The sequence below is a fragment of the Actinomadura parmotrematis genome, from assembly GCF_019458805.1.
Classification (GTDB): Bacteria; Actinomycetota; Actinomycetes; order Streptosporangiales; family Streptosporangiaceae; genus Spirillospora; species Spirillospora parmotrematis.
In genome coordinates this window covers 43,307-68,262 of record NZ_JAIBOA010000035.1, presented here as the reverse complement: position 1 = coordinate 68,262, position 24,956 = coordinate 43,307, and the positions used below count along the sequence as shown (strand labels likewise).

The window sequence follows — 24,956 nt, the reverse complement described above, 5'->3', positions numbered from 1 at the left end:
GGTAGATGAACATTGGTGTTCGATTGGGCTAGGGTGCCCCCGTGACCGACTACACCGCGGCCCTCGCCGGCCGGCGCGTCCTCATCACCGGTGCCGCGCGCGGCATCGGCGCCGCGCTCGCGCGGCGGCTGCACGCCCGCGGGGCGCGCGTCGCGCTCGCCGGGCTGGAGCCCGGCCCGCTCGCCGAGGTCGCCCGCGACTGCGGGGACGCGCCCTGGCGCGAGTGCGACGTCCGCGACCTGGCGCAGGTCGAGGCCGCGGTCGCCCACGCCGTCGAGGCCCTCGGCGGCCTGGACGTCGTCGTCGCCAACGCCGGCACCGCCGGGCAGATGCCCATCGTCGGCGGCGACCCCGCGGTCCTGGAGGACACCCTGCGGGTCAACGTGCTCGGCGTCTTCCACACGCTGCGCGCCGCCGGCCCGCACATCAGCCACCCGCGCGGGTACGCCCTGGTGGTGTCGTCGCTGGCGGCGGCGGTCAAGCTGCCGCTGCTCGGCGCCTACAGCGCCTCCAAGGCCGCCGCCGAGGCGCTCGGCGACACCCTGGCGCTGGAGCTGCGGCCGTCGGGCGCCAAGGCCGGCGTCGCCTACTTCGCCGAGCTCGACACCGACATGACGACGCGCGGGTTCGCCACCCGCGCCACCGAGCGGCTGGCCGGGAAGGGCTCGCTCGCGGGCCGCCTCACCCGCGTCGCGCCGCTGGAGGCGGGCATCGGCGCCCTCGAACGCGGCATCGCGCTCCGCTCGCGGCGCGTCGTCGCGCCCCGCTGGGTGCGCGCGGTGCTGCCGGTCCGGATGCTCGCCCAGCCCGTCGTGGCGAGCGCGCTGAGCCGCCGCCGCCTCGCCGACGCGCTGGAGATCGCCCGCACCGAGGCCATCGAGCTCACCACCCCGCAGCCGCCCACCGCGCACGCGAGCGAGTCCGCCGGCGAGGCCGCCGGGTGAGCGGGCCGCGCGTCGCGCCGGGCGGCCGCCGCGAGATCGGGACGGCCAACTGGCTGGCCTGCCAGGCGTCGGGCCTCGTCGCCGGGACGAACCCGCCGAACCTGTTCGCCACCCTCGCCCGCCAGCGCGGCCTGTTCCGCGGCTGGATGTGGTTCGCCGGGCGGCTCATGCCCGGCGGGCGGCTGCCGCGCCGCGAGAGCGAGCTGCTCATCCTGCGCGTCGCGCACCTGCGCGACTGCGCCTACGAGTTCGACCACCACGTCCGCCTCGGCCGCCGCGCCGGCGTCACCGCCGCCGACGTGGAGCGGCTGCGGCGCGGGCCGGGCGCCGCCGGCTGGAGCGCCCGCGAGCGCGCGCTGCTCGCCGCCGCCGACTCCCTGCACGAGCACCGCGACCTGGACGACGCGACGTGGACGGAGCTGCGCGCCCACCTCACGCCGTCCCAGTGCGTCGAGCTCTGCATGCTCGTCGGCCACTACGAGATGCTCGCCACCGTCATCACCGCGCTCCGCGTCCAGCCCGACGTGCCGCGCCGCTAGACCGCGCCCGGCCCGCTACTCCCCGCCACCCGCAGCATCCGGGCGGCGTCCTCGGGCAGCACGTCGTTGATGAACGCGCCCGCGCCGGACTCGCTCGCCGCCAGGTACTTCAGCTTGTCGGCGGCGCGGCGCGGGGTGAAAACCCGCATCGACAGGTGCGCGAGACCGGCGTCGCCGCCGACCGGCGCCTGGTCCAGGTGCGCCATGTAGGGGGCGGGCCGTTCGAACAGGCCCTCGAAGCGGCGCAGCACGTCCCGGTACAGCGCCATCAGCTCCGCCTGCTCGTCCTCGGCGAGGTCGGGCAGCGACGCCGCGTGCCGCAGCGGGTGGATGTGCACCTCGAAGGGCCAGCGCGCCGCCTCGGGCACGAACGCCACGAACCGGCCGGTCTCGGCGACGACCCGGCCGCCCGCCCGCTCGGCCGCCACCACCGCGCACGGCAGGCAACCGCCCCGCTCCTCGCGGTAGCGGCGGGCGACCTCGGCGGCGCGCGCCACCCGCGACGGGACGAACGGGTAGGCGTAGATCTGCCCGTGCGGGTGCTGGAGCGTCGCGCCGATCTCGTCGCCGCGGTTCTCGAACACGAACACGTACCGCACGCCCGGCAGCCGCGACAGCTCGCGGGTGCGGTGCGTCCAGGCGCGCGCGACGGTGGCGAGCCGCCGGTCGGGCAGCGCCGAGAACGACGAGCCGTGCTCGTCGGTGAAGCACACCACCTCGCAGCGGCCGCCCGCGGGCGGGCCGCCGAGCGAGGGGTAGCGGTTCTCGAACGTCACGACGTGGTAGCCCGGCGCGGGGATCTCGGTGCGGCGCCCGCCCGCCGACGGGCAGAGCGGGCAGGCGTCGGCGGCCGGCAGGTTCGTGCGGTGCTGGCGGTGCGCGGCGACGATGACCCACTCGTCCAGCAGCGGGTCCAGGCGCAGCTGCGAGGACGGGGCGAACGGCGGCAGGTCGCGCCGGTCGCGGGCGGACCGGTCGTGGCCGGGCCCGTCGTCGAAGTAGATCAGCTCCCGGCCGTCGGCCAGCCGCACCGCCCGCTGCGCGTCCCCGTCCAGGGTCCCGTCCTCTCTCGTGTCGACCGTCACGACAGCCTCTGCACCCGGCTCAGGTACCGCTGGACGACCACGACCACGGCGAGGAACGCGCCGCTCACCACCTGCTGGTAGGCCGAGGTCAGGCTGCCGATCTGGTTGATGACGTTCTGGATCACCCCGAGCAGCAGCACGCCCGCCAGGGTGCCCGACAGCGCGCCCGCGCCGCCGGTGAGCAGCGTCCCGCCGATGACGACGGCGGCGATGACGTCCAGCTCCATGCCGGTGCCGAGGATGGTGACGCCCGACGACAGCCGGGCCGCGTTCAGCGCGCCCGCGAGGCCCGCGAGCAGCCCGGTCAGCACGTAGACCGCGGCGGTGACGCGCGCCACCGGCACGCCCATCAGGCGCGCCGAGTCGGCGGCGCCGCCGAGCGCGAACACGTACTGGCCGAACCGGGCGCGGCGGAGCAGCAGCCCGCCGAGCGCGAACAGCGCGAGGGCGGCGTACACCGGGTACGCCAGGCCGAGCAGCGTGCCCTGCCCGAGGCGGGCGAACGCCGCGCTCTTCACCAGGTAGGTGTCGGCGCCCTCGTCGGAGATCGCCAGCATGAGGCCGCGGGCGCCGAGCAGCCCGGCGAGGGTGACGATGAACGGCGCCATGCCGGTCCGCGCGATGATCGTCCCTTGGACGAGCCCGAAGGTGCCGCACACCGCGAGCGGCAGCAGCAGGGCGGGGACCCACCCGTACTGGGACGCCCACGCGGCGAGGACGCCGCCGAGCGCGAACTGCGAGCCGACCGACAGGTCGATGCCGCCGGTGATGATGACGAACGTCATGCCGACGGCGATCATCGCGGTGAAGGACGCGGCGACGGCCAGGTTGGCGAGGTTCGCGCCCCCGGCGAAGTCGGGGAAGGCGACCGCCGACACGGCGCCGACGAGCACCAGCACGATCAGCGCGCCGTGCTGCTGGAGGAGGTGCCCGGCGCGCTCGGCGCGCGCCCGGCCGCCGGCCGCGGCGGCGTCCGCCGCGGGCGGGACGGTGGTGGCCGAGGTCATCGCGTCACCCGCTGCCTCGCCGCGTACACGGCGCCGAGAATGATGACGGCCTGCACCATCTGCGTCCAGGACGAGGGCAGGTCGTGCTTGGTCAGGGTCGAGGTGAGCAGCTGCATCAGCAGCGCCCCCATGACGGTGCCGGCGACGCGGACCCGGCCGCCGGTCAGCGGGGTGCCGCCGACGACGACCGCGGTGATCGCCGACAGCTCCATGAGCAGCCCGAGCGACGTCGGGTCGGCGGCCTGGATGCGGGCGGTGGACAGCACCCCGGCGAGCGCGGCGAGCACGCCCGACACGACGTAGACGAGCACCAGCACCCGCTTCACCGGCAGGCCGGACAGCTCGCCCGCCCGGCGGTTCCCGCCGATCGCGACGAGCCGCCGCCCGAACGTCGTGCGGCGCATCGCGAACCCGACCGCGACGGTGACGGCGGCCGCGACCAGCACCACGTAGGGGACGCCGCCGACCGAGCCGCCGCCGAGCTCCAGCAGGCCGGGGTCGCGGAACTCCTTCAGCTGCGGGACGAGCACGTTGGCGAGGCCGCGCAGCCCGACGAGCAGCGCCAGCGTCGCCACGATCGGCTGCACGCCGAGGAAGGCGACCATGGCGCCGCCGACCGCGCCCGACGCCGCGCCCCCCAGCAGCGCCACGAGCAGCGCGGGGACCAGGCCGTACCCGAGGTAGAGGGTCAGCATCGCCGCCGACAGCGACATCACCGACCCGACCGACAGGTCCACGCCCTCGGTGCCGATGACGAGCGCCATGCCGAGCGAGACGATGACGATCGGCGCGACCTGGACGAGCTGGGTGCGGAAGTTGCCGGCCTCCAGGTAGTGCGGCGTGAACACCGCGTTGAACACCAGCAGCAGGGCCACCGAGGCGTAGACGCCGTAGTCCTGCAGCCACGACAGCGCGCGGGAACGGTCCCATCCGGTCCGCGCGGGCGCCGCCGGGGCCGCCTTCACGTCGGCCATGTCAGTCCTCCCCTTCGGCGGCGATCGCGGCGAGGACGCCGTGCTCGGTGACCTCGCCGCCGGACAGCTCGGCGGCGACGGCGCCGTCGCGCAGCACCAGGACGCGGTCGGAGCCTTCCACGAGCTCCTCCAGGTCGGAGGAGATGAGCAGGACGCCGAGGCCCTCCCCGGCGAGCTCCTCGATGAGCGCCTGCACCTCGGCCTTGGCGCCGACGTCGATGCCGCGCGTCGGCTCGTCCAGCAGCAGCACCTTCGGGCCGGTGGCGAGCCAGCGGGCGAGCAGCACCTTCTGCTGGTTGCCGCCCGACAGCTCGCCGGCCGGCTGGTGCACCGAGGACGCCTTGATGCGCAGCCGCTTCATGAAGACGTCCACGACGCGGTCGATGCGCGCGTCCGACACGAGGCCGGCGCGGGAGAGGGCGGGCAGCGCGGCGAGCGCGATGTTCTCGCGGATCGACAGCGCCGGGACGATGCCCTCGGCCTTGCGGTCCTCGGGCAGCAGCGCGACGCCGGCGCGGGTCGTGCTCGCCGCCGTCGGGCGGCGCAGCGCGCGGCCGGCGACGGCGACGGTCCCGGCGTCCAGCGGCAGCGCCCCGGCGATCGCCTTGGCGGTCTCGGTGCGGCCCGACCCGAGCAGGCCGCCGAGGCCGACGACCTCGCCGGGCCGCACCGTCACCGACACGTCGGCGATGCGGTGCCGGACGGTGAGGCCGCGCGCCTCCAGCACCGGCGTGTCCGCGGCGCGCCCGTGGTCGCCGGAACCGTGCTCGCCGGAGAAGCGGGTGAGCCCTTCGGCGCGGACCTCGGCCATGTCGCGGCCGAGCATCAGCGACACCAGGCGGAGCCGGTCCAGGTCCGCGAGCGGGCCGGTGTGCACGAGGCGGCCGTCGCGCAGGACGGTGACGCTCTCGCAGACGCGGAACAGCTCGTCCATGCGGTGGCTGACGTAGACGACGGCGATGCCCTGCTCCAGCAGGCCGCCGATGACGCCGAACAGGGTGTCGACCTCGCGCGGCTCCAGGGAGCTGGTCGGCTCGTCCATGACGACGACGCGGGCGTCCACCGACACCGCGCGGGCGAGCGCGACCATCTGCTGGGTGCCGACGCCGAACGAGCGGAGCGGGCGGCGCACGTCCACCTCCACCCCGTAGGGGCGCAGCAGCTCCTCGGCGCGGCGGTGCAGCGCGCGCACGTCGATGAGGCCGAGCCGGGTGCGCGGCTCGCGGCCGAGCAGCAGGTTGCGGGCGACGCTCATCAGCGGGACGAGGCCGATCTCCTGGTGGATGGCCTGCACGCCGGCGCGCTGGGCGTCGACCGGCGAGCCGAACGCGGCCGGCGCGCCGGCGACGCGCAGCTCGCCGGCGTCGGGCCGGTACACGCCGGTCAGCACTTTCAGCAGGGTCGACTTGCCGGCGCCGTTCTCGCCGACGAGGGCGTGCGCCTGCCCGGCGCGCAGCTCGAACGACACCCCGTCGAGCGCGAGGACGCCGGGGAAGCGCTTGACGATGCCGGTGGCTTGAATCAGCGGGGGGTCGGGGGGTGGTGCGGCCACGGGCCTCTCTCCAGGGAACTCCGGCGGGCGGCGCGCCGGCGGGGGCGCGCCGCCCGCGGCGGTCAGTACGCGTAGTCCAGGGCCTGCTTGGCGTTGGAGGAGTCGTACTCGCGGTCGCTGATGGTGACCTTCTCGGGGATCGGCTCGCCGTTCAGGAACTTGGTGAGCGTCTGGAAGGCCAGCGGCCCGAACCGGGGGTTGGACTCGATGACGGCGGAGATCCAGCCGTCGACGATGCCCTGGACGGCGGCGTGCGTGCCGTCCACCGACACGATCTTGACCTCGCCGGGCTTCTTGCCGGCGCCCTTCAGCGCGGTGACGGCGCCGAGCGCCATCTCGTCGTTCTCGGCGTAGATGGCGTCGATGTCGGGGTGGGACTGGACGAGCTGCTCGGTGACCGACTGGCCCTTCTCGCGGGTGAACTCGCCGGTCTGCTCGAAGGTGACCTGGATGCCGGGCGCCTTGGCCTTGATCTCGTCCTTGAAGCCCTGGGTGCGCTCGGTGGTGACGTTGTTGCCGGCGGCGCCGAGCAGGATCGCGACCTTGCCCTTGCCGCCGAGCGCCTTGGCCATCTGGTCGGCGGCGCGGCGCCCCTGGGCGACGAAGTCCGACCCGATGAAGGTCAGGTAGTCCTTGCAGGGCGTGGCGTTGATCTTGCGGTCGACGGTGATGATCGGGATCTTCTTGGCGGCGGCCTGGGCGAGCACCGGCTGCCAGCCGTCGGAGTTCAGCGGCGCGATGACCAGGGCCTGCGCGCCCTGCGCGATGAGCTGCTGCACGTCGGAGATCTGCTTGCCGAACTGGGACTGGGCGTTGGTGGCGCGCAGCCCCGAGACGCCGGTCTTCTTCGCCTCGTCCTTGATCGAGCCGGTCTCGGCGATGCGGAACGGGTTGGCCTCCTTCTCCGACTGGGAGAAGCCGACGACCCCGGACTTCGGGTCGAACTTCTTGCCGCCGAACTTGTCCAGCGTGCAGGTCGCGCCGGCGGCGGCGGTCGCGGTGACCTGCTGCTGGGCCTGGCTGTTCTGCGGGGAGGCGGTGCCCTTGTCGTCGTCCTCGGACTTGGCGCACCCGCTGACGGCGAGGGCGAGCGCGGAGGAGACGGCGAGGACGGTCTTCAGGCGAGCGCCTGGCCTGGCGAGGTCGAGCATGCCCGAGGTCCTTTCACGAGCGGGGGTGGTGCCCGCCATTCAGGCACCCGCGATCAGTTTCTGTCAATCCCGATCAGATAACGACATCCGGCGGAAGGCGAACGGCCTGGAAGGGACACCGGACGCGCGCGCGGCGGGGTGGTGACAGAGTTTGATCGTTCCTGCCAGACTCGTCCGGCCGGAGCCGCCCCGCCCGAAAGGGATCCACCCCCATGCCGCTCGCCGATCCGCTCGCCGACCGTTTCGCCGCCGTCCACGGGCGGCCGCCCGACTGCGTGTGGCGCGCCCCGGGCCGGGTCAACCTCATCGGCGAGCACACCGACCACAACCAGGGCTGGGTGCTGCCGTTCGCGATCGACCTCGGCGTCACGGTCGCCGCCGCGCGCCGCGGCGACCGCGTCCTCACGCTGCGGTCGCGGCAGGCCGACGGCGCCTGGACGATCCCGCTGGACGCGCTGCGGCCGGGCGCCGTCGACGGCTGGGCCGCCTACCCGGCGGGCGTCGCCTGGGCGCTCGGCGGCGTCCGGGAGCCAGGCGGCGCGGACCTGCTGGTGGACGCCGACCTGCCGCAGGGCGCGGGCCTGTCGTCGTCGGCGGCGCTGGAGTGCGCGACGGCGCTCGCGCTCGCCGAGCTGTACGCGCCGGACGCCTCGCGCGCCGAGCTCGCGCGGATCGCCCGCCGCGCCGAGAACGACTTCGTCGGCGTGCCCTGCGGGATCATGGACCAGACGGCGTCGCTGCTCGCCGCGCCCGGCCACGCCGTCCTGCTGGACTGCCGCACCGGCGACGTCGAGCAGGTGCCGCTGCCGTTCACCGGGCTCGCCGCGCTGGTCGTCGACACCCGCGCCGCGCACGCCCTGGCGGGCGGCGACTACGCCACCCGCCGCGCCGAGTGCGAGCGCGCCGCCGCCGCGCTCGGCGTCGCGTCGCTGCGCGAGGCCGACGAGGCGGGCGTCGCGGCGCTCGCCGACCCGCTGCTGCGGCGCCGCGCCCGGCACGTGGTGACCGAGAACGCGCGCGTGCACGAGGCCGTCGCGGCGCTGCGCTCCTCCCCCGCGCCCGGACCCGTCCTCGGCCCGCTGCTCACCGCCTCGCACGCCTCGCTGCGCGACGACTTCGCGGTGTCGTGGCCCGAGGCGGACGCGGTGGTCGAGGCCGCGCTCGGTGCGGGCGCGCACGGGGCGCGCATGGTCGGCGGCGGCTTCGGCGGGTCGGTGCTGGTGCTCGCCGATGAGCCGGACGCCGCCGCGGTGACCGCCGCCGTCCGGGACGCGCTCGCCGGCCGCGACCCGCACGTCCACCGCGTCGCGCCGGCCGCCGGGGCGCGGCGCCTCTAAGGGCCGCGCCGGCCGGCGATGCGGACCCGGACGCCGAGCGCCTCCAGGGCGGCGAGCTCGTCCTTCGGCGCGGCGGCGTCGGTGACCAGGTGGGCGATCCGGTCGGCGGGCACCGTCTGCACCATCGTGTCCACACCGATCTTGGTGTGGTCGACCAGCGCGACGACCTCCTCGGCGGCGTGCACGAGCGCCCGGTCCACGCCCGCGACCAGCATGTTGGGGGTGGACAGGCCCCGCTCGGCGGTGAGGCCGTTGCCGGAGATGAACGCCAGCCGCACCCGCAGGCTCGCGAGCGTCTGCTCGGCGGCGCCGCCGACCAGGGCGTGGATGGAGCCGCGGAGCGAGCCGCCGGTCACCACGACCTCCACGCCCGGCGACTCGGCGAGCACCTGCGCGACGAGCAGCGAGTTGGTGACGACGGTGAGCGCGCGGAACCCCACCAGCTCGCGCGCCAGCTCGCGGGTGGTGGTGCCGGCGCCGATGACGACGGCGTCGCCCTCCTCCAGCAGCTCGGCGGCGGCCCGCGCGATCGCGGCCTTCTCGGCGGCGGCGACCTGCGCCTTCTGCTGGTACGTCGGCTCCCACGACAGGCCGCCGAGCGCCATCGCGCCGCCGTGCCGCCGGTCGAGCAGCCCCTCGGCCTCCAGCGCGCGGATGTCGCGGCGCACGGTGACCTCCGACGCCTGCACCGCGGTCGCGAGGTCGCGGAGCGACACCGCGCCGTTGGCGCGCACCAGCTCCAGCAACCGCTGGCGCCGCTCGGCGGCGAATCCGGGACGACGGGTCATGCGAGCGCTTCCGGCCTCTGCGACGACGGGTGGGCAACGGTCAGGAACACGGGAACACGCTCGATGATGCCAGACCGCGCCCGCGCGAGGCCCCGCGGCGCCGCTGGTGCGGGCCGTCCCGGGCTGCCACAATCGGGCGACGCCCACCGGCGACGCCCCCCGGCCCGAGGACACGCCCTTCATGACCGAGATCGACCCCACGCAGTACCGCACGGCCGTCCACATGGCCGCCCAGCTCCGCGACAACCCCAGCACCGACGGTGACCGGGCGCTGCAGCTGAACGTCGTCCTCCGCACCCTCGCCGAGCACCCGCCGCCCGCGGTCGAGGGCGCCGAGTGCCCGAACCCCGACGACGACGAGACCTGGCCCTGCTCGGCGGTGCAGTCGGCGATGACCGACCTGGAGGCCGACGCGGTCGGCTGACGCCCGCGCGCCCGGTGGTAGCGTCGCGGCCCATGACCGACGCGACCGAGCGGGTGCTCTACCTCGTCTGCTGCGGCTCGCCGCTCGCCGCGCACGCCCCCGACATGGTCGCGCTCGCCCGTGCGCGGGGCTGGACGGTGTGCGTCCTCACCACCGCCTACGGCCGCCGGTTCGTGGACGTCGAGCGGCTGGAGGAGCTGACCGGGTACCCGGTCCGCAGCGACTACAAGCAGCCCGGCGAGCCCGACGTCCTGCCCCCGCCGACGGCGCTCGCCGTCGCGCCCGCCACCGTCAACACCGTCAACAAGTGGGCGGCGGGCCTCTGCGACGGCGTCGCCCTCGGCTACCTCGTCGAGGCGTACGGGCTCGGCCTGCCGATCGTCGCCGCGCCCTACAGCAACCGCGCCCACATGGCGCACCCGGCGTTCCAGGAGAGCCTGGAGCGGCTGCGGTCGTGGGGCGTCACGGTGCTGACCGCCGACGACCTCGGCCCGGCGCGCCCGCAGGACTTCCCCTGGCAGCGCCTCCTGGACGCCCTTTCCTGATCCTTTCCCGAACGGTTCCCGAAAAGGGCGGCCGGATACGGACACCCCTCCTTTGAACGGCTCCCCCGGCCCGTCCCGTGATGAGGGTGACGGAGGACGGGGGTCCGATGGAAAAGGAGTGCCGCGCCGGCTGACGCGGCGCGCACCGGCGGCGGGACCTGGGGGTTCTCAGCACCGTCAGCACACGGTGTCGGGGGGTTCCAATGCGCCGGGCGTGCTTTTTCGCATGCGCACGTTCCACGCGGGAAATCCTTTCAGACGCCCTTTCGTGTTCGGAGACGCACGAGGCCGGAAAGGGGCCGAAATGAGCGAAGGACCGAGGAGCGGAGCGCCACGGGGGCGAGGAGCCGTCCGGCTCCGCTTCACCTACGAGGGGCGGCGGCCGCGGCTGCTGTCGGCGGACCGCGTCGACATGCCCGCCCCGCCGACCGACGAGCTCGACGGGTACGAGGGGCGGCGCGGCTTCTGGGTCGAGGTCCGCGACCCGGGCGGGCGGACCCTGCACCGCCGGGTCATGGCCGACCCGATGGACCCGACCGTCGAGGTGTTCTCGGCGGCGCCCGAGGCGACGCTGCGGCGCGTCCGGGCGGGCCGACCGCGCGGCGCGTTCACCGTCGTGGTGCCCGACCTGGACGGCGCCGACCACCTGGCGCTGATGGGCGCCCCGGAGGGGCTGGACGGGCTGCGCACCGCCGGGGCGTCCGCCGAGCTCGCGCGCTTCCCGCTCGGCGGCGGGCGGGAGGCGTCGTGACCGCCGACGAGTACGAGTCCCTCCAGGACCGCGGCGCCGGGACCGGCCACGACCGCTGGACGGTCAGCGTCGACTACGACCTCGATGCCGGCAAGGCCAACGGCGTCGCGATCCGCGTCGCGCTCGTCGAGTAGCCGCCCGCCGGGCCGGTGCTACCGGTCCGGCTCCGCGGCGGCCAGCGCGGCGCGGCAGCGGTTGAGGAAGGCGCGGAAGGTGTCGCGCTCGTGGGCGGTGAAGCCCGCGAGCATGGCGTCCTCCAGGGCGCGGACCGGGCCGGCGTACTCGGCGAGCAGGTCGCGGCCGGCGCGGGTCAGGCAGATGAGGTGGCGGCGCCGGTTCGCCGGGTCGGGCGCCTTCGCGACCAGGTGCCGGCGCTCCAGCGCGCCGACGAGGTCGGCCATCGACTGGGGCGTGACGAAGGAGTTGCGGGCGAGCTCGGCTCCGCTCATCCCGTCCCGCCGCTCCAGCACGGTGAGCGCGGTGTACTGCAGCGCGGTGATGCCGGCGGGCCGCACCAGCTCGTCCAGGCGCGCCCGCGTGGCGAGCTCGACCTGCTTGACCGAGTACAGCAGGGACGGCGCCGCCGGGACCATCGCACACTCCAAAAACTCAGGATTCCTGACGGAGAGGATAGCGCAGACCCCCTTGCCAAACGTCGATACCACCCTAATAATCAGGATTCCTGTTATTGGAGGGGGTACGGCATGGGCACGACGACCGTCGAGCGGCACGGCGAGGTGGCGGTGGTCCGCCTCACCCGGGCGGCCAAGCGCAACGCGCTCGACGACGGGACGATCCTGCGGCTGGAGGAGTTCTTCGCCGCGCCGCCGCAGGGCGTGCGCGCGATCGTCCTGGACGCCGAGGGCGAGCACTTCTCGGCCGGGCTCGACCTGTCGGAGCTGACCGAGCGCACCACCGAGGAGGCGCTGGAGCACTCGCTGATGTGGCACCGGGTCTTCGACCGCATCGAGGGCGGCCGCGTCCCGGTCGTCGCGGTGCTGAAGGGCGCCGTCATCGGCGGCGGCCTGGAGCTGGCGGCGGCCGCGCACCTCCGCGTCGCCGAGACGTCGGCGTTCTACGCCCTGCCCGAGGGGCAGCGCGGCCTGTTCGTCGGCGGCGGCGCCTCGGTGCGCGTGCCGCGCCTGGTCGGCGCGCACCGCATGGCCGACATGATGCTGACCGGCCGCGTCCACGACTCCGCCGACGGCCAGGCGATCGGCCTGTCGCACTACCTGGTCGACGACGGCGCGGGCCTCCCCAAGGCGATGGAGCTCGCCGAGCGCATCGCCGCCAACGCCCCGCTCACCAACTTCGCCGTGCTCCAGGCGCTGCCGCGCATCGCCGAGGCCGCCCCCGCGCAGGGCTACCTCATGGAGTCGCTGATGGCGGCGGTCGCCTCCACCAGCACCGACGCCCAGGAGCGCATGCGCGCCTTCCTGGAGCACCGCGCGTCCAAGGTGACGCGGTGACGGCCGGGACGGGCGCCGCGCCGATCTGGACGCCGGCGCCGGACGCGCGCGACACCAGCGAGATCGGCCGCTACCTGCGCTGGCTGGAGGACGAGCGCGGCCTCGCGTTCGACGGCTACCCCGCGCTGTGGGAGTGGTCGGTCACCGACCTGGCCGGGTTCTGGACCTCGATCTGGGACTTCTTCGGCGTCCGGGCGCACACCCCGCCCGAGGAGGCGCTCCGCAGCGCCGCGATGCCGGGCGCCGAATGGTTCCCCGGCGCGACCCTCAACTACGCCGAGCACGCTTTCGGCGGGGACGACGCCGACGTCGCCGTCGTCGCGCGCTCGCAGACGCGCCCGCCGGTCGAGCTGACCTTCGGGGAGCTGCGCGAGCAGGTGGCGCGCGCCCGCGCGGGCCTCGTCCGGCTCGGCGTCGGGCGCGGCGACCGCGTCGCCGCCTACCTGCCGAACATCCCCGAGACGCTCGTGGCGTTCCTGGCGACGGCGAGCCTCGGCGCGGTCTGGGCGTCGTGCGCGCCCGAGTTCGGGCCGCGCAGCGTCGTCGACCGGTTCGCCCAGCTCGAACCGAAGGTGCTGCTCGCCGTCGCCGGCTACCGCTACGGCGAGCGCGACATCGACCGGCGCGGCGAGGTCGCCGCGATCCGCGACGGCCTGCCCGGCACCCCGCACGTCGTGCACGTCCCCTACGGCGCGCACACCCTGTCGGACAGCCTGCCGGACGCGACGTCCTGGGGCGAGCTGCTCGCCGAGCCCGGCCCGCTGGAGTTCGCCGCCGTCCCCTTCGACCACCCGCTGTTCGTGCTGTTCTCCTCGGGCACGACGGGCAAACCGAAGGCGATCGTGCACCGGCACGGCGGGATCCTGCTGGAGCACCTGAAGAACCACGCCCTGAGCTGGGACCTGCGGCCCGGCGACCGGATGCTGTGGTTCTCCACGACCGCGTGGATGCTGTGGAACGCGCTCGTGTCCGCGCTGCTGCTCCGCGCCTCGGTCGTCCTCATCGACGGCGACCCCGCGCACCCCGACCTGCGCGAGCAGTGGCGGCTCGCCGAGGAGACCGGAGCGACGCTGATGGGCGTCAGCCCCGGCTACCTCATGGCGTGCCGGCGCGCGGGCGTCGACCCGGCCCGCGAGTTCGGCCTGGCGCGGCTCCGCCAGCTCGGCTCGGCGGGCAGCCCGCTGCCGCCCGAGGGCTACCGGTGGGTGCTGGAGCGGTTCGGCGACCGCGTCCTGCTGAACGTCGGCAGCGGCGGCACCGACGTGTGCACCGGCCTCCTGCAGGGCGGCCCCCTCCAGCCGGTGCGGGCCGGGGAGATCTCCGGGCCGTGCCTCGGCGTCGCCGCCCGCGCCTTCGACGAGGACGGCGCGCCCGTCGTCGGCGCGCTCGGCGAGCTCGTCGTCACCGCGCCCATGCCGTCGATGCCCACCGGGTTCTGGGGCGACGCCGACGGGTCGCGGTACCGCGGCGCCTACTTCGACCGCTACCCCGGCGTCTGGCGGCACGGCGACTGGGTGCGGTTCGCGCCCGAGGGCCACGCCGTCGTCGCCGGGCGCTCGGACGCCACCCTCAACCGGGGCGGCGTGCGGCTCGGCACCGCCGAGTTCTACGGCGTCGTCGAGGAGCTGCCCGAGATCGCCGACAGCCTCGTGGTGCACCTGGAGGACCGCGACGAGCTGCTGCTGTTCGTCGCCGCCCCCGGCGGCCTGGACGACGCGCTGCGGGCCCGGATCGCCGCGGCGCTGCGCGGCGCGCTGTCGCCCCGGCACGTGCCCGACGCCATCACCGCCGTCCCGGCGATCCCGCGCGGCCGCACCGGCAAGAAGCTGGAGGTGCCGGTGAAGCGCATCCTGCGCGGCGCCCGCCCCGAGGACGTCGCGAGCCGCGACGCGCTCGCCGACCCCGCCGCGCTGGACGCCTTCGCCGCCTTCGCCGCCTCCGGAAGGAGCGCCCCGTGAGGATCGCCGTCATCGGGACCGGCGCCATCGGCGCGAGCTGGAGCGCGCTGTTCCTCGCGCACGGCCACCGCGTCGTCGCCGGCGACCCCGCCCCCGGCGCCGAGGACGCCCTGCGCGCCGCGCTGCGCGCCCACGGCGCCGACGACGCCGCGCTGGAGTTCGCCGCCGGGCCCGCCGAGGCCGCCGACGGCGCGGACTTCGTCCAGGAGAACGGGCCCGAGCGGCTCGCCGTCAAGGACGCGATCCTCGCCGCGCTCGACGAGGCCGCGCCGCCCGCGACCGTCATCGCCAGCAGCTCGTCCGGGCTGAAGCCCTCCGACCTGCAGCGCGCCTGCGCCCGCCACCCCGAGCGCGTCCTCGTCGGGCACCCCTTCAACCCGCCGCACCTCGTCCCGCTCGTCGAGGTCGTCCCCGGCGCGCGGACCGCCGAGGCCGCCGTGGAGGCCGCCCTGGCGTTCTACCGGGGCCTCGGCAAGCGCCCGGTCCGGGTGCGCCGCGAGCTGCCCGGCCACCTCGCCAACCGGCTCCAGGCCGCGCTCTGGCGGGAGGCGTACGCGCTGGTCGAGCAGGGCGCGGCGAGCGTCGCCGACATCGACGCCGCCATCGCCAACGGCCCCGGCCTGCGCTGGGCGCTGCTCGGCCCCTTCCTCACCCAGCACCTGTCGGGCGGCCCCGGCGGCATCGCGCACGTCCTGGAGCACCTCGGCCCGCCGATGGAGGACTGGTGGGACGACCTCGGCGACCCGCGCCTGTCCCCCGCGCTGACCGCCCGGATCGTCGCCGGGGTCGAGGAGGAGCTCGCGGGCGCCGACCCCGCCGCGCTCGCCGCCGAGCGCGACGCCCTGCTCACCGGCCTGCTCGCCGCCAAGTCCCGCACCGACCACCTGTGATCCCCTTGTGAAGGACCCCATGAACCTCGACGCGCTCACCGCGATCGACTTCCACGTCCACGTCGAACAGGACGCCCACGGCCACCTCTCCCTGGACGCCGAGCTGCTGGACGCCTCGGCCGCCTACTTCAAGGCCGGCGCCCCGCGCACCCCGACCGTCGCCGACATCGCCGCCCACTACCGGGAGCGGTCGATGGCCGCGGTGGTCTTCACGGTGGACGCCGCGACCGGCCTCGGCCACCCCGCGCTGTCCAGCGAGGAGATCGCCGACGCCGCCGCCGCGCACCCCGACGTGCTGATCCCGTTCGGCTCGGTCGACCCGCACGGTCCCGACCCCGCCGCCCGCGCCCGCCGGCTCGTCGCCGAGCACGGCGTGCGCGGCTTCAAGTTCCACCCGAGCCTCCAGGCGTTCGCGCCGAACGACGCCGCGCACTACCCGCTGTACGAGGCGATCCAGGACCTCGGCGTGCCCGCGCTGTTCCACACCGGGCAGACCGGCATCGGCGCCGGGCTGCCCGGCGGCCGCGGCATCAAGCTGCGCTACTCGCACCCGATGCTGCTGGACGACGTCGCCGCCGACTTCCCCGGCCTCACCGTCGTCCTCGCGCACCCCTCGGTGCCCTGGCAGGACGAGGCGATCTCGATGGCCACGCACAAGGCCAACGTCTTCATCGACCTGTCGGGCTGGTCGCCCAAGTACTTCCCGCCGCAGCTGGTGAAGGCCGCCGCCGGGCGGCTGCGCCACAAGGTGCTGTTCGGGTCGGACTTCCCCGTCATCACCCCCGACCGCTGGCTGGCCGACTTCGCGGGCCTGCCCGTCGGGGACGAGGCGCGCGCCCTGATCCTCAAGGGCAACGCCGCCGGGCTGCTCGGCCTCGCCGCCCCGGAGGCGTCCTGATGCGCGACCAGGGACTCGGCTCCTGGCCCGCCCGGCGGGCCCGCAAGACCCCGCACCGCACCGCCCTGGTCTTCGAGGGCGAGGCGCTGGACTACGCCGGGCTGCACGCCCGCACCGCCCGCCTCGCGCACGCGCTGCGCACGGCGGGCGTCCGGCGCGGCGACCGCGTCGCCTACCTCGGCCCGAACCATCCGGCGTTCCTGGAGACGCTGTTCGCCACCGCCGCGCTCGGCGCGGTGTTCGTGCCGCTGAACGCCCGCCTCGCCGAACCCGAGATCGCCTACCAGCTCGCCGACTCGGGCGCCCGGCTGCTCGTCCACGCCCCCTCGCACGCCGGGTTCGGCGCCGACGTCGCGGCGCGCGTCGAGGTCGGCCCGGACTACGAGGCGTTCCTGGCGTCCGGCGGCGACGCGGACCCGCCGGACGAGCCGGTCGCCCTCGACGACCCGTTCATCATCATGTACACCTCCGGCACCACCGGGCGGCCGAAGGGCGCCGTCCTCACCCACGGCAACATCACCTGGAACGCCGTCAACGTGCTGGTGGACACCGACGTGGCCGCCGACGAGGTCGCGCTCGTGTCGGCGCCGCTGTTCCACACCGCCGGCCTGAACATGCTGGCGATGCCGGTCCTGCTGAAGGGCGGCGCCTGCGTCATCGTCCCGGCGTTCGACGCCGAGGGCACCCTCGACCTCATCGAGCGGCACCGCGTCACCTTCATGTTCGGGGTGCCGACGATGTTCCAGCAGGTCGCGCGGTCCCCCCGGTTCGCCGAGGCGGACCTGTCGAGCGTGCGCACCCTCAGCTGCGGCGGCTCGCCCGTCCCGCCCTCGCTGATCGAGACCTATGCCGCGCGCGGGCTGCTGTTCCTCCAGGGCTACGGCATGACCGAGGCGGCGCCCGGCGTGCTGTTCCTGGACGCCGAGCACGCCGTCAGCAAGGCCGGGTCGGCGGGCCTGCCGCACTTCTTCACCGACGTGAAGGTGGCGGGCGACCCCGGCGAGGTGCTGGTGAGCGGCCCGAACGTGATGCGGGGCTACTGGAACCTGCCCGGCGCGACCGCCGAGGCGCTGCGGGACGGCTGGTTCCACTCCGGTGACGCCGCCCGCGTCGACGCCGACGGCTACGTCACCATCGTCGACCGCATCAAGGACATGATCATCTCGGGTGGGGAGAACGTCTACCCGGCCGAGGTCGAGCAGGTCCTCGCCGCGCACCCCGACGTGCTGGACTGCGCGGTGATCGGCGTCCCGGACGCCATCTGGGGCGAGGTCGGGCGCGCCGTCGTGGTGCTGCGGCCGGGCGCCGGCGCCACCGCCGAGGAGCTGCTCGGCGCGCTCGGCGGCCGGCTCGCCAAGTACAAGATCCCCAAGTCGGTGGTGTTCGCGGACGCGCTGCCGCGCAACCCTTCGGGCAAGCTCCTGCGCGCGCCCATCCGGCACGACCACGGCTGACGCGCGTACGGCGGGGCGCGGCGCCGGGCCGCGCCCCAGCCGGGCGGGGTCACTTCTTCAGGAACTCCAGCGGGTCCTTGTTGAACCGCTCCTTGTCGCCGGGAACGGTGAAGATGCCGTGCGAGCCGCCCTCGTACACCTTCAGCTCGGCGTCGGCGACGAACTCGGCCGCCACCTTGCCGGTCGTCTCGAACGGGACGACCTGGTCGTCGTCGCCGTGCACGACGAGCGTCGGGACGTCGAACTCGGCGAGGTCGTCGTAGAACACGTCGCCGGCGAAGGCGTCCACGCACTTCACGCCCGCCTCGATGCACTCCTGCATCGCCCAGGACCAGAAGGCGTCCTTGTTGCCCTGCGTGGCGCGGGTGCCGGAGCCGTTGGCCGACAGGAAGCCCTCGGAGGTGTCCTTCCAGAACTGCGAGCGCTCTTCGAGGATGCCGCGCTTGATGTCGTCGAACACCTTCTGCGGGACGCCGTTCGGGTTGCGGTCGCTGACCGCCATCGCCGGCGTGATCGCCGACAGCAGCACGGCCGAGCGGACCCGGTCGGTGCCGTGGCGGCCGATGTAGCGGGCCAGCTCGCCGCCGCCCATCGAGTGCGCCACCAGGGTGACGTCCCGCAGGTCCAGGCCGGTGACCAGGTCGTCCAGGTCGTCGGCGAAGTGGTCGAAGTCGTAGCCGTCGTAGGGCTTGGACGAGCGGCCATGGCCCCGCCGGTCGTGCGCGACGCCGCGGAAGCCCGCGTCGGCGACCCGTCCGCCGCGCACGGTAGGACTACCCTCCGCAATTATCCCGTTATGACCCAACCAGGGTTGATCGTCCCTGGAGGCGGCGGGACCGTCACAGCGGGAGCAGGCCGGACGGCGGCGTCCTCGGGTAGTCCGACCGCAGGCCCGCGCGGAAGGCCGCGTCGAAGGCGTCGCGGCCGAGCGCGGCGACGATCGCCTCCTCGCCGGTCCGGCGCGCCTCGGCCACCTGCGGGGCGGTGAAGCGGTCGCGGCCGCCGTCGGGGTTCCACAGCCGGTGGCTCGCGCCGAGCATCAGCGCGGCGCGCTCGTGCTCGCCGTCGCGGGCGATGGCGAGGGCGAGCAGCTCCAGGCAGAGCGCCATGTTGGTGCTGTCGTCGATGACGGTGAAGCCGTCCAGTCCCTCGCGGGCGCGTTCGGCGGCGGCCCGGTGGTCGCCGGCCGCCAGCGCGATGACCGCCTGCATGTAAAGGCCCCAGGCGCGGAACTTGTGCTCGCCGCGCCCCTCGCCGACGAGCCGGATGTCCTCGGCCAGCTCCCCGGCCTGCGCGTGGTCGCCCATCGCGACCCGCGCGAACACCAGCGCCGCGCGGGCCAGCATCCACACCGCCTCCTGGATCGGCCCGTCCCAGGGCGCGCCGGCGAGGTGGACCAGGCGTTCGAGCGCCAGGTCGGGGCGGCCCCGGACCGCCAGGTCGGTGCTCTCGACGTAGTCGGCGGCGCGCGTCCCCTCGGGCCCGGTCGTCGCGCGGCATTCGCGGACGCAGCGGTCGATGCCCTCGACGTCGCCCTGCGCCATCATCACGCAGCCGAGCGCCCAGGCGGCGCGCACGCGCAGCGGGCCGGGCGAGGGGTCGCCGGCGAGCGCCCGCTCCAGGTAGAAGCGGCCCTCGCGCTCGTGCTGGCAGGAGAACCAGAAGAACCAGAGCGCGCCGGTGATCTCCAGGGCGGCCGGTCCGGGCTCGGCGAGGCACGCCTCGATCGCGATCCGCACGTCGGCGAACTCGCGGACGAGCCGGCCGTACCACTCGGCCTGGCCGCGCCGCGTCCACTCGGGGAACGCGGTCCGGGCCATGTCCAGGTAGCGGTCGCGGTGGCGGGCCCGCACGGCCCGCTCCTCGCCGAGGCGGGCGAGCCAGGACGCGCCGTAGCCGCGCAGGGCGTCCAGCAGCCGGTAGCGGTCGCCGCTGCGGATCAGCACGGACTGCTCGGCGAGGCTCGCCAGCAGCGCGGGCACGTCGTCGACGGGCCCGCCGCCGCACACCTGCGCGGCGGCCTCGGCGGTGAAGGGGCCGGCGAACACCGACGCGCGCGCCCACAGCAGCCGCTCGGCGGGGCTGCACAGCTCGTGGCTCCAGCCGATCGCCGTCCACAGGCCGCCGTGCGCGTCCAGGACCGGCGGCGGCGCGGCCCGCTCGGCGAGCTCGCCGGCGGGGCGGCGGGCGAGCTGGGCGGCGGTCAGCTCCAGGGCGAGCGGCAGGCCGTCCAGGCGGCGGCAGAGCCGCGCGACCGCCGCGGCGTTGCCGTCGGTGACCTCGAAGCCGGCGGCGCGGCGCAGCAGCAGCTCGACCGAGGCGCACCGGCCGAGGTCGGCGGCGACGGCGGCGTCCTCGCCGGGCACCGGGAGCGGCGCGAGGGCGACGACGGTCTCGGCGAGCGCGTCGAGCGGGCGGCGGCTCGTGGCGAGCACGCTCACGCCGGGGCAGGCGATCTGGAGCGCCGTCGCGAAGATCGCGACGGCGCCCGCCAGGTGCTCGCAGCCGTCCAGCACCAGCAGGCAGCGGCGTTCGGCGAGGTGCTCGATCAGCAGGTCCAGGACGGGCCGCGCGGTCTGGTCGCGGACCTTCAGCTCCGCGGCGACGCTGTGCGCGAGGAGCGCGGCGTCCCGGAGCCGGGCGAGCGGCACGAGCCACACGCCGTCGGGGAAGCGGCCCGCGGCGGCGCGGGCGGCGTGCAGCGCGGTGAGGGACTTGCCGACGCCGGCGACGCCGGTGACGGTGATCGTGCGGGTCGCGGACCAGCGTTCGGCGATCTCCATCAGCTCGCGCTCGCGGCCGACCAGCTCGGGCGGATCCTCCGGCAGGTTGCCCCGGTAGACCGGCGCCTGTTCCATGCGCTGCACCCCTCCTGCGTCGATCCCGCGACGGTCCCTGCGACGGCCGGGACCCGGATGGTACGCAGCGCGGCCGCCCGGTTCCTGGGGTTTCGCCGAACCGGGCCGGGCCGCGCCGCGACGGGATATGATCTCCGGTCGCCGCGGGCGGCGCGGGTCAGTGCAGCAGCGGCACGTCCAGCAGGTTGGCGGGGATGCCGAAGGCGTCGACGAGCGTCCGCGCGTGCGGGCGGAGCGCCTTGCAGAGGTCGTCGACGGTGGTGACGACCTCCTTGGCGGCGGCCGGGCTGATCCGGCCGTGCTCCAGGAACCAGGCGCGGTCGGCCTCCACGACGGTCAGCGCGTACAGGTCGCAGACGCGGCCGAGGAGCGGCGCGGCGTCCTCGGGGCAGCGCTCCAGGGCGGCGACGAACGCCTCCAGGACGACGCGGTCGACGTGGACGCGGGCGGCGTGCAGCAGGTGGTCCTGGGCGTCGTTGAAGACCGCGAACGGGTCGGCGTCCGGTTCGGTGGCGCGGCGCAGGCGGCGGGCGAGGCCCTCCAGGACGTGCTTCTCGCGGTCCTCGAAGGCGCCGAGCTGCCAGGCGCGGTCGAGCAGGTCGGTGCCGGCGGCCTCGCCGCGGCCGGTGAGCAGGCGGGCGATGGCCGAGCGGGCGGCGGTGCGCTCGATGACGGCGCCGGCGAACTGCTCGGCGACGAACCGCGCCATGCCGAGCGTGCCGAGGTCCTCCACGTCGTGCTGGAAGCCGCTGAGCAGGCCCTTGGCGACGAGCTGGAGCAGGACGGTGTTGTCGCCCTCGAAGGTGGTGAAGACGTCGATGTCGGCGAGCAGCCCGGCGAGCCGGTTCTCGGCGAGGTAGCCGGCGCCGCCGCACGCCTCCCGGCAGGTGCGGATGGTGTGCGAGGCGTGCCAGGTCGCCACGGCCTTCACCCCGGCGGCGCGCGCCTCCAGCTCGCGCTGCGCCCGCTCGTCGGGCTCGCGGGCCTCCTCGCCCTGCAGCTCGTGCAGGGCGGTGACGAGCTCCTCCTGCGCGAAGTGCAGGGCGTAGGTGGTGGCGAGGGCGGGCAGCAGGCGCCGCTGGTGCGCCAGGTAGTCCAGGATCGCGATCTCCTCGCCGGAGGCCGGGTCGGTGAACTGGCGGCGCCGCTCGGCCCGCATGACCGCCAGGGCGAGGGCGGTCTTGGCGGCCGCGCCCGCGCCGCCGGCGACGCTGATGCGGCCGCGGATGAGCGTCCCGAGCATGGTGAAGAAGCGGCGGTTCGGGTTGTCGATCGGGCTGGTGTAGGTGCCGTCTGCGGCGACGTCGCCGAACCGGTTCAGCAGGGCTTCGCGGGGGACGCGGACGCGGTCGAAGGTCAGGCGGCCGTTGTCGACGCCGTTCAGGCCCGCCTTGATGCCGCAGTCCTCGATGGTGACGCCGGGGCGGGGGTTCCCGTCGTCGTCGCGGATCGGCACGAGCAGGGCGTGCACGCCGTGCCCCTCCCCACCGGTGACGAGCTGGGCGAACACCACGGCCGCGCGGCCGTCGCGGGCGGCGTTGCCGATGTAGTCCTTGCGGGCCGACGGCGCCGGGGTGTGCACGACGAACTCGCCGGCGGCGGCGTCGTACTCGGCGACGGTCTCCAGGTGCTGGACGTCCGAGCCGTGCCCGGTCTCGGTCATCGCGAAGCAGCCGACGAGGTCCAGGTCCATGATCGGGCCGAGCAGGCGGTGGTGGCGGCCGGTGCCGAGGGCCTGCACGGCGCCGCCGAACAGGCCCCACTGCACGCCCGCCTTCACCAGCAGCGACAGGTCGGCGAGGCCGAGCATCTCGAACCCGATGACGGCGCCGCCGACGTCGCCGCCCCCGCCGTGCTCCTTGGGGAAGCCGAGCCGGGGGCGGCCGCTCGCGGCGAGGGCGCGCAGCTCGGCGGTGACGCGGGCGCGGCGCTCGTCCAGCGGCCCGGTCTCGGCGGGGACGGGGTCGACCTCGCGGAGCTGCTCGCGGACCTCGCGGCGGACGGGTGCCCAGCGGCCGTCCAGGACGCCGCGCAGCGCGTCCGGGGAGACCGGTCCGGGAGGGGTGACGTCACTCATCGGGCAGGCCCTTCTTCCTGTTCGGGGACCCTGCCGGTCTCCCCCGCGGCGTCCGGGCGAATCCTGCGCCCGGGCGCCGCGGGGGACGGGCGGGGGTCAGCCGATGCGGAGGGGCAGGGTGCGCGGGCCGCGGACCTGGCCCGCCGACCACGTCACCGCGTCCGGGTCGTCCAGGGTGAAGGACGGGAAGCGCTCCATCCAGACCTCCAGGGCGACGCGCATCTCCATGCGGGCCAGGTGCGAGCCCGCGCAGCGGTGGATGCCGAGGCCGAACGCGGCGTGCCGGTTGACCTCGCGGTCGATGACGACCTCGTCCGCCCGCTCGAACTGGGCGGGGTCGCGGTTGGCGGCGGGGAAGGACAGCAGGATCCAGTCCTCGGCCTTCATGTCCACGCCCCGCCAGTGCATGTCCTGCTTCACCATGCGGGCCATCGTCACCGGCGCGTAGGCGCGCAGGAACTCCTCCATCGCGGTCGGCAGCAGGGCGGGTTCGGCGGCGAGCCGCTCGCGGTCGGCGGGCGTCTTGGCCAGGTGCCAGAGGGACGCGCCGATCGCGCTCCAGGTCGTGTCGATGCCGGCGATGAGCAGCAGCGCCATGGTGCCCGCGACGTGCGAGGGCGCCAGCCGGTTCCCGCCGAGCTCGACGTTCAGCAGGTAGGTGGTGAGGTCGTCGCGGGGGTTCGCGATGTGGTCGTCGATCTGGGCGATGAGGTAGGCGAACAGCGAGTCCATGCGGGCGATCCGCTCCTCGGGGGGCAGGTTGACGCCCTCCAGGGTGTTCTCCACGAACTCGCGGAACTTCGGGCCGTCCTCGGCGGGGAAGCCGAGCATGTCGGCGATGACGCGCATCGGGATGTGCTGGGCGTAGTCGCGGGCGGCGTCCACGACGTCCTGCCCGGTCAGGGCGTCGGCGAGCTCGTGGCAGTAGGCGCGGGTCGCGGGCTCCAGCCGGGAGATCGCCGTCTTGGTGAAGGCGGGCAGCAGCAGCTTGCGGGCGTGGTGGTGGAACGGCGGGTCGGAGGAGATCGGCGGGGTGACGCCCACCGGCTCCACCTCCCGCGCGGGCCGGTAGTTGCTGAGCACCACCGACCGGGAGGTGAACCGCTCGGTGTCGTAGGCGATCTCGGCGACGTCCTCGTAGCGGGTGGGCAGCCAGGCGCCGCCGAACCGGCCGGTGCGCGCGACCGGGCAGCGCTCCCGCAGGTCGTCCTGGATCGGGTAGGGGTCGGCGGCCCACTCGGGCTCCAGGTGGGAGAAGTCGGTGGCCCAGTCCGCGACGGGGCCGGTGACCGGCTCGTTGCGGGTGCCGAGCGGGCGTCCCTGGGTGATGGACGCGACCCCGTCGGTGAAGCGGTCGTCGCCGGCCATGTCAGCCCTCCTCCACAGTGATGGCGCGTTCGGGGCAGTTGGCGACGGCCAGGCGCGCGTCGTGGTCGGCGCCGGCGGGGACGGTGCCGTCGCCGAGGACGGTGCCGTAGCCCTCGTCGTCCTCGCCGAACAGGTCGGGCGCCAGGTCGTAGCACCGGCCGTGCCCCTGGCAGCGGCCCGGGTCGAGTTGCAGCTTCACTGCGTACCTCCGGTGTGTGGGGTGGTGGCGAGCGCCGCGACCATCCGGGTCAGCAGCGCGGCCCATCCGTCGTCGTCCACCGCGTGCAGGTCCTCGGTGACCAGGGAGCTCCCGAGGGCGAGCAGCAGGCAGAAGTGCGCGAGCGCGGCGGGCGGCACCGCCGGGTCGAGCTCGCCGCGCTCCTGCGCGGCCCGCATGAGGCCGGTCAGCGCGGCGGCGCGCTCGCCCAGGTAGTCGCGCATCGGCGCGGCCACCGCCGGGTCGCGGCGGGCCGCGACGAGCGCCTCGACGATCAGCCCGTCGCGGCGGTCGGCGTGCGGCAGGCAGCGGCCGGCGGCGAGCAGCACGTCGGTGATCGGCCGGTCCGGCTCGGCGGCGAGCAGGTCGGCGAGCAGCCGGCGCCCGTGCGTGCGCAGCGCGGCGACCAGCAGCTCGGCCTTGGAGCCGAAGTGGGCGTACAGCGCGCCGTTGCTGACCCGCGCGGACGCGGCGATCTCGGCGACGCGGGTGCCGTCGTACCCGCGCCGGGCGAACGCCCCGGCGGCCGCGCGGAGCAGCCGGGCGCGGGTCTCGGCGGCCGTGACGCCTGCGATACGGCCCATACCGCGAATTAAAAGACCGTTCATTTGGCTCCGTCAAGGTCCATCCGGATATGGACGGGTTGGAGATTTGAATCCGGTTCTAGTAT

Annotated in this window: 25 protein-coding genes; 12 read left to right on the top strand and 13 right to left on the bottom strand. The window is 75.2% G+C overall.

The window, feature by feature from the left end:
• Window positions 1-41: 41 nt before the first annotated feature.
• Both K1Y72_RS34605 and K1Y72_RS34600 read left to right on the top strand, forming a co-directional pair.
• Window positions 42-944: an SDR family NAD(P)-dependent oxidoreductase gene (locus K1Y72_RS34605; RefSeq protein ID WP_220170757.1), complete on the top strand. Its 903-nt coding sequence runs from the start codon at window positions 42-44 to the stop codon at window positions 942-944.
• Entirely contained in the window at window positions 941-1,483 is a 543-nt protein-coding gene (locus K1Y72_RS34600) for a carboxymuconolactone decarboxylase family protein (RefSeq protein WP_220170756.1), read from the top strand. The genes K1Y72_RS34605 and K1Y72_RS34600 overlap by 4 nt, the downstream gene beginning before the upstream one ends.
• Here K1Y72_RS34600 and galT read toward each other — a convergent pair.
• From galT to K1Y72_RS34575, 5 genes are all read right to left on the bottom strand, one after another.
• Entirely contained in the window at window positions 1,480-2,568 is a 1,089-nt protein-coding gene (galT, locus tag K1Y72_RS34595; protein WP_308287375.1) for a galactose-1-phosphate uridylyltransferase, read from the bottom strand. The two genes, K1Y72_RS34600 and galT, sit on opposite strands and share 4 nt — an antisense overlap.
• Entirely contained in the window at window positions 2,565-3,575 is a 1,011-nt protein-coding gene (locus tag K1Y72_RS34590; protein WP_220170755.1) for an ABC transporter permease, read from the bottom strand. Before K1Y72_RS34590 ends, galT begins: the two co-directional genes overlap by 4 nt.
• On the bottom strand, window positions 3,572-4,549 hold the full coding sequence (locus tag K1Y72_RS34585; protein WP_220170754.1) for an ABC transporter permease: 978 nt from the start codon (window positions 4,547-4,549) through the stop codon (window positions 3,572-3,574). The genes K1Y72_RS34590 and K1Y72_RS34585 overlap by 4 nt, the downstream gene beginning before the upstream one ends.
• 1 nt (window position 4,550) lies before the next feature.
• Complete coding sequence (locus K1Y72_RS34580) at window positions 4,551-6,101, bottom strand: sugar ABC transporter ATP-binding protein (protein WP_220170753.1); 1,551 nt, start codon at window positions 6,099-6,101, stop codon at window positions 4,551-4,553.
• A 62-nt stretch (window positions 6,102-6,163) separates the two neighbouring features.
• Window positions 6,164-7,252, bottom strand: coding sequence for an ABC transporter substrate-binding protein (locus tag K1Y72_RS34575; RefSeq protein WP_220170752.1), 1,089 nt, complete (start codon window positions 7,250-7,252; stop codon window positions 6,164-6,166).
• A gap of 212 nt (window positions 7,253-7,464) precedes the next feature.
• On the opposite strand from K1Y72_RS34575, the gene galK reads away from it, so the two are divergent.
• Window positions 7,465-8,589, top strand: a complete 1,125-nt coding sequence (gene galK, locus K1Y72_RS34570) for a galactokinase (RefSeq protein WP_220170751.1) — start codon at window positions 7,465-7,467, stop codon at window positions 8,587-8,589.
• Here galK and K1Y72_RS34565 read toward each other — a convergent pair.
• Window positions 8,586-9,377, bottom strand: a complete 792-nt coding sequence (locus tag K1Y72_RS34565; RefSeq protein ID WP_220170750.1) for a DeoR/GlpR family DNA-binding transcription regulator — start codon at window positions 9,375-9,377, stop codon at window positions 8,586-8,588. The genes galK and K1Y72_RS34565 overlap by 4 nt on opposite strands.
• Window positions 9,378-9,558: 181 nt before the next feature.
• Here K1Y72_RS34565 and K1Y72_RS34560 point away from each other — a divergent pair, with 181 nt between their 5' ends.
• From K1Y72_RS34560 to K1Y72_RS34545, 4 genes are all read left to right on the top strand, one after another.
• Window positions 9,559-9,801: a hypothetical protein gene (locus K1Y72_RS34560; protein ID WP_220170749.1), complete on the top strand. Its 243-nt coding sequence runs from the start codon at window positions 9,559-9,561 to the stop codon at window positions 9,799-9,801.
• A 32-nt stretch (window positions 9,802-9,833) separates the two neighbouring features.
• On the top strand, window positions 9,834-10,346 hold the full coding sequence (locus K1Y72_RS34555; RefSeq protein ID WP_220170748.1) for a flavoprotein: 513 nt from the start codon (window positions 9,834-9,836) through the stop codon (window positions 10,344-10,346).
• 304 nt (window positions 10,347-10,650) lie between these two features.
• A complete protein-coding gene (locus K1Y72_RS34550; RefSeq protein ID WP_220170747.1) occupies window positions 10,651-11,097 on the top strand; it encodes a hypothetical protein in 447 nt (148 codons plus the stop codon).
• Window positions 11,094-11,231, top strand: coding sequence for a hypothetical protein (locus K1Y72_RS34545; RefSeq protein WP_220170746.1), 138 nt, complete (start codon window positions 11,094-11,096; stop codon window positions 11,229-11,231). The genes K1Y72_RS34550 and K1Y72_RS34545 overlap by 4 nt, the downstream gene beginning before the upstream one ends.
• Window positions 11,232-11,249: 18 nt before the next feature.
• Here K1Y72_RS34545 and K1Y72_RS34540 read toward each other — a convergent pair whose 3' ends face one another.
• Entirely contained in the window at window positions 11,250-11,690 is a 441-nt protein-coding gene (locus K1Y72_RS34540; RefSeq protein ID WP_220170745.1) for a MarR family winged helix-turn-helix transcriptional regulator, read from the bottom strand.
• A 111-nt stretch (window positions 11,691-11,801) separates the two neighbouring features.
• Here K1Y72_RS34540 and K1Y72_RS34535 point away from each other — a divergent pair, with 111 nt between their 5' ends.
• From K1Y72_RS34535 to K1Y72_RS34515, 5 genes are read left to right on the top strand one after another with little or no spacing between them, the layout of a single operon-like run.
• Complete coding sequence (locus tag K1Y72_RS34535) at window positions 11,802-12,566, top strand: crotonase/enoyl-CoA hydratase family protein (RefSeq protein ID WP_220170744.1); 765 nt, start codon at window positions 11,802-11,804, stop codon at window positions 12,564-12,566.
• Window positions 12,563-14,524 carry an acetoacetate--CoA ligase gene (locus K1Y72_RS34530; RefSeq protein ID WP_308287374.1) on the top strand — a complete coding sequence of 654 codons (1,962 nt, stop codon included), beginning with the start codon at window positions 12,563-12,565 and terminating at the stop codon, window positions 14,522-14,524. Before K1Y72_RS34535 ends, K1Y72_RS34530 begins: the two co-directional genes overlap by 4 nt.
• Window positions 14,521-15,414 carry a 3-hydroxyacyl-CoA dehydrogenase NAD-binding domain-containing protein gene (locus K1Y72_RS34525; RefSeq protein WP_220170743.1) on the top strand — a complete coding sequence of 298 codons (894 nt, stop codon included), beginning with the start codon at window positions 14,521-14,523 and terminating at the stop codon, window positions 15,412-15,414. Before K1Y72_RS34530 ends, K1Y72_RS34525 begins: the two co-directional genes overlap by 4 nt.
• A 19-nt stretch (window positions 15,415-15,433) precedes the next feature.
• Window positions 15,434-16,312: an amidohydrolase family protein gene (locus tag K1Y72_RS34520; protein WP_220170742.1), complete on the top strand. Its 879-nt coding sequence runs from the start codon at window positions 15,434-15,436 to the stop codon at window positions 16,310-16,312.
• Complete coding sequence (locus K1Y72_RS34515) at window positions 16,312-17,766, top strand: acyl-CoA synthetase (protein ID WP_220170741.1); 1,455 nt, start codon at window positions 16,312-16,314, stop codon at window positions 17,764-17,766. The genes K1Y72_RS34520 and K1Y72_RS34515 overlap by 1 nt, the downstream gene beginning before the upstream one ends.
• A gap of 49 nt (window positions 17,767-17,815) precedes the next feature.
• Here K1Y72_RS34515 and K1Y72_RS34510 read toward each other — a convergent pair whose 3' ends face one another.
• The 6 genes from K1Y72_RS34510 to K1Y72_RS34485 form a co-directional block, all read right to left on the bottom strand.
• Complete coding sequence (locus tag K1Y72_RS34510; RefSeq protein ID WP_308287372.1) at window positions 17,816-18,532, bottom strand: alpha/beta fold hydrolase; 717 nt, start codon at window positions 18,530-18,532, stop codon at window positions 17,816-17,818.
• 73 nt (window positions 18,533-18,605) lie between these two features.
• On the bottom strand, window positions 18,606-20,624 hold the full coding sequence (locus K1Y72_RS34505; protein WP_220170739.1) for an ATP-binding protein: 2,019 nt from the start codon (window positions 20,622-20,624) through the stop codon (window positions 18,606-18,608).
• Between the two features lie 157 nt (window positions 20,625-20,781).
• Window positions 20,782-22,701: an acyl-CoA dehydrogenase family protein gene (locus tag K1Y72_RS34500; protein ID WP_220170738.1), complete on the bottom strand. Its 1,920-nt coding sequence runs from the start codon at window positions 22,699-22,701 to the stop codon at window positions 20,782-20,784.
• A 96-nt stretch (window positions 22,702-22,797) separates the two neighbouring features.
• Entirely contained in the window at window positions 22,798-24,069 is a 1,272-nt protein-coding gene (locus tag K1Y72_RS34495; RefSeq protein WP_220170737.1) for a cytochrome P450, read from the bottom strand.
• A 1-nt stretch (window position 24,070) separates the two neighbouring features.
• Window positions 24,071-24,268 carry a ferredoxin gene (locus K1Y72_RS34490; RefSeq protein WP_220170736.1) on the bottom strand — a complete coding sequence of 66 codons (198 nt, stop codon included), beginning with the start codon at window positions 24,266-24,268 and terminating at the stop codon, window positions 24,071-24,073.
• Window positions 24,265-24,870: a TetR family transcriptional regulator gene (locus K1Y72_RS34485; RefSeq protein WP_220170735.1), complete on the bottom strand. Its 606-nt coding sequence runs from the start codon at window positions 24,868-24,870 to the stop codon at window positions 24,265-24,267. Before K1Y72_RS34485 ends, K1Y72_RS34490 begins: the two co-directional genes overlap by 4 nt.
• Between the last annotated feature and the right edge of the window lie 86 nt (window positions 24,871-24,956).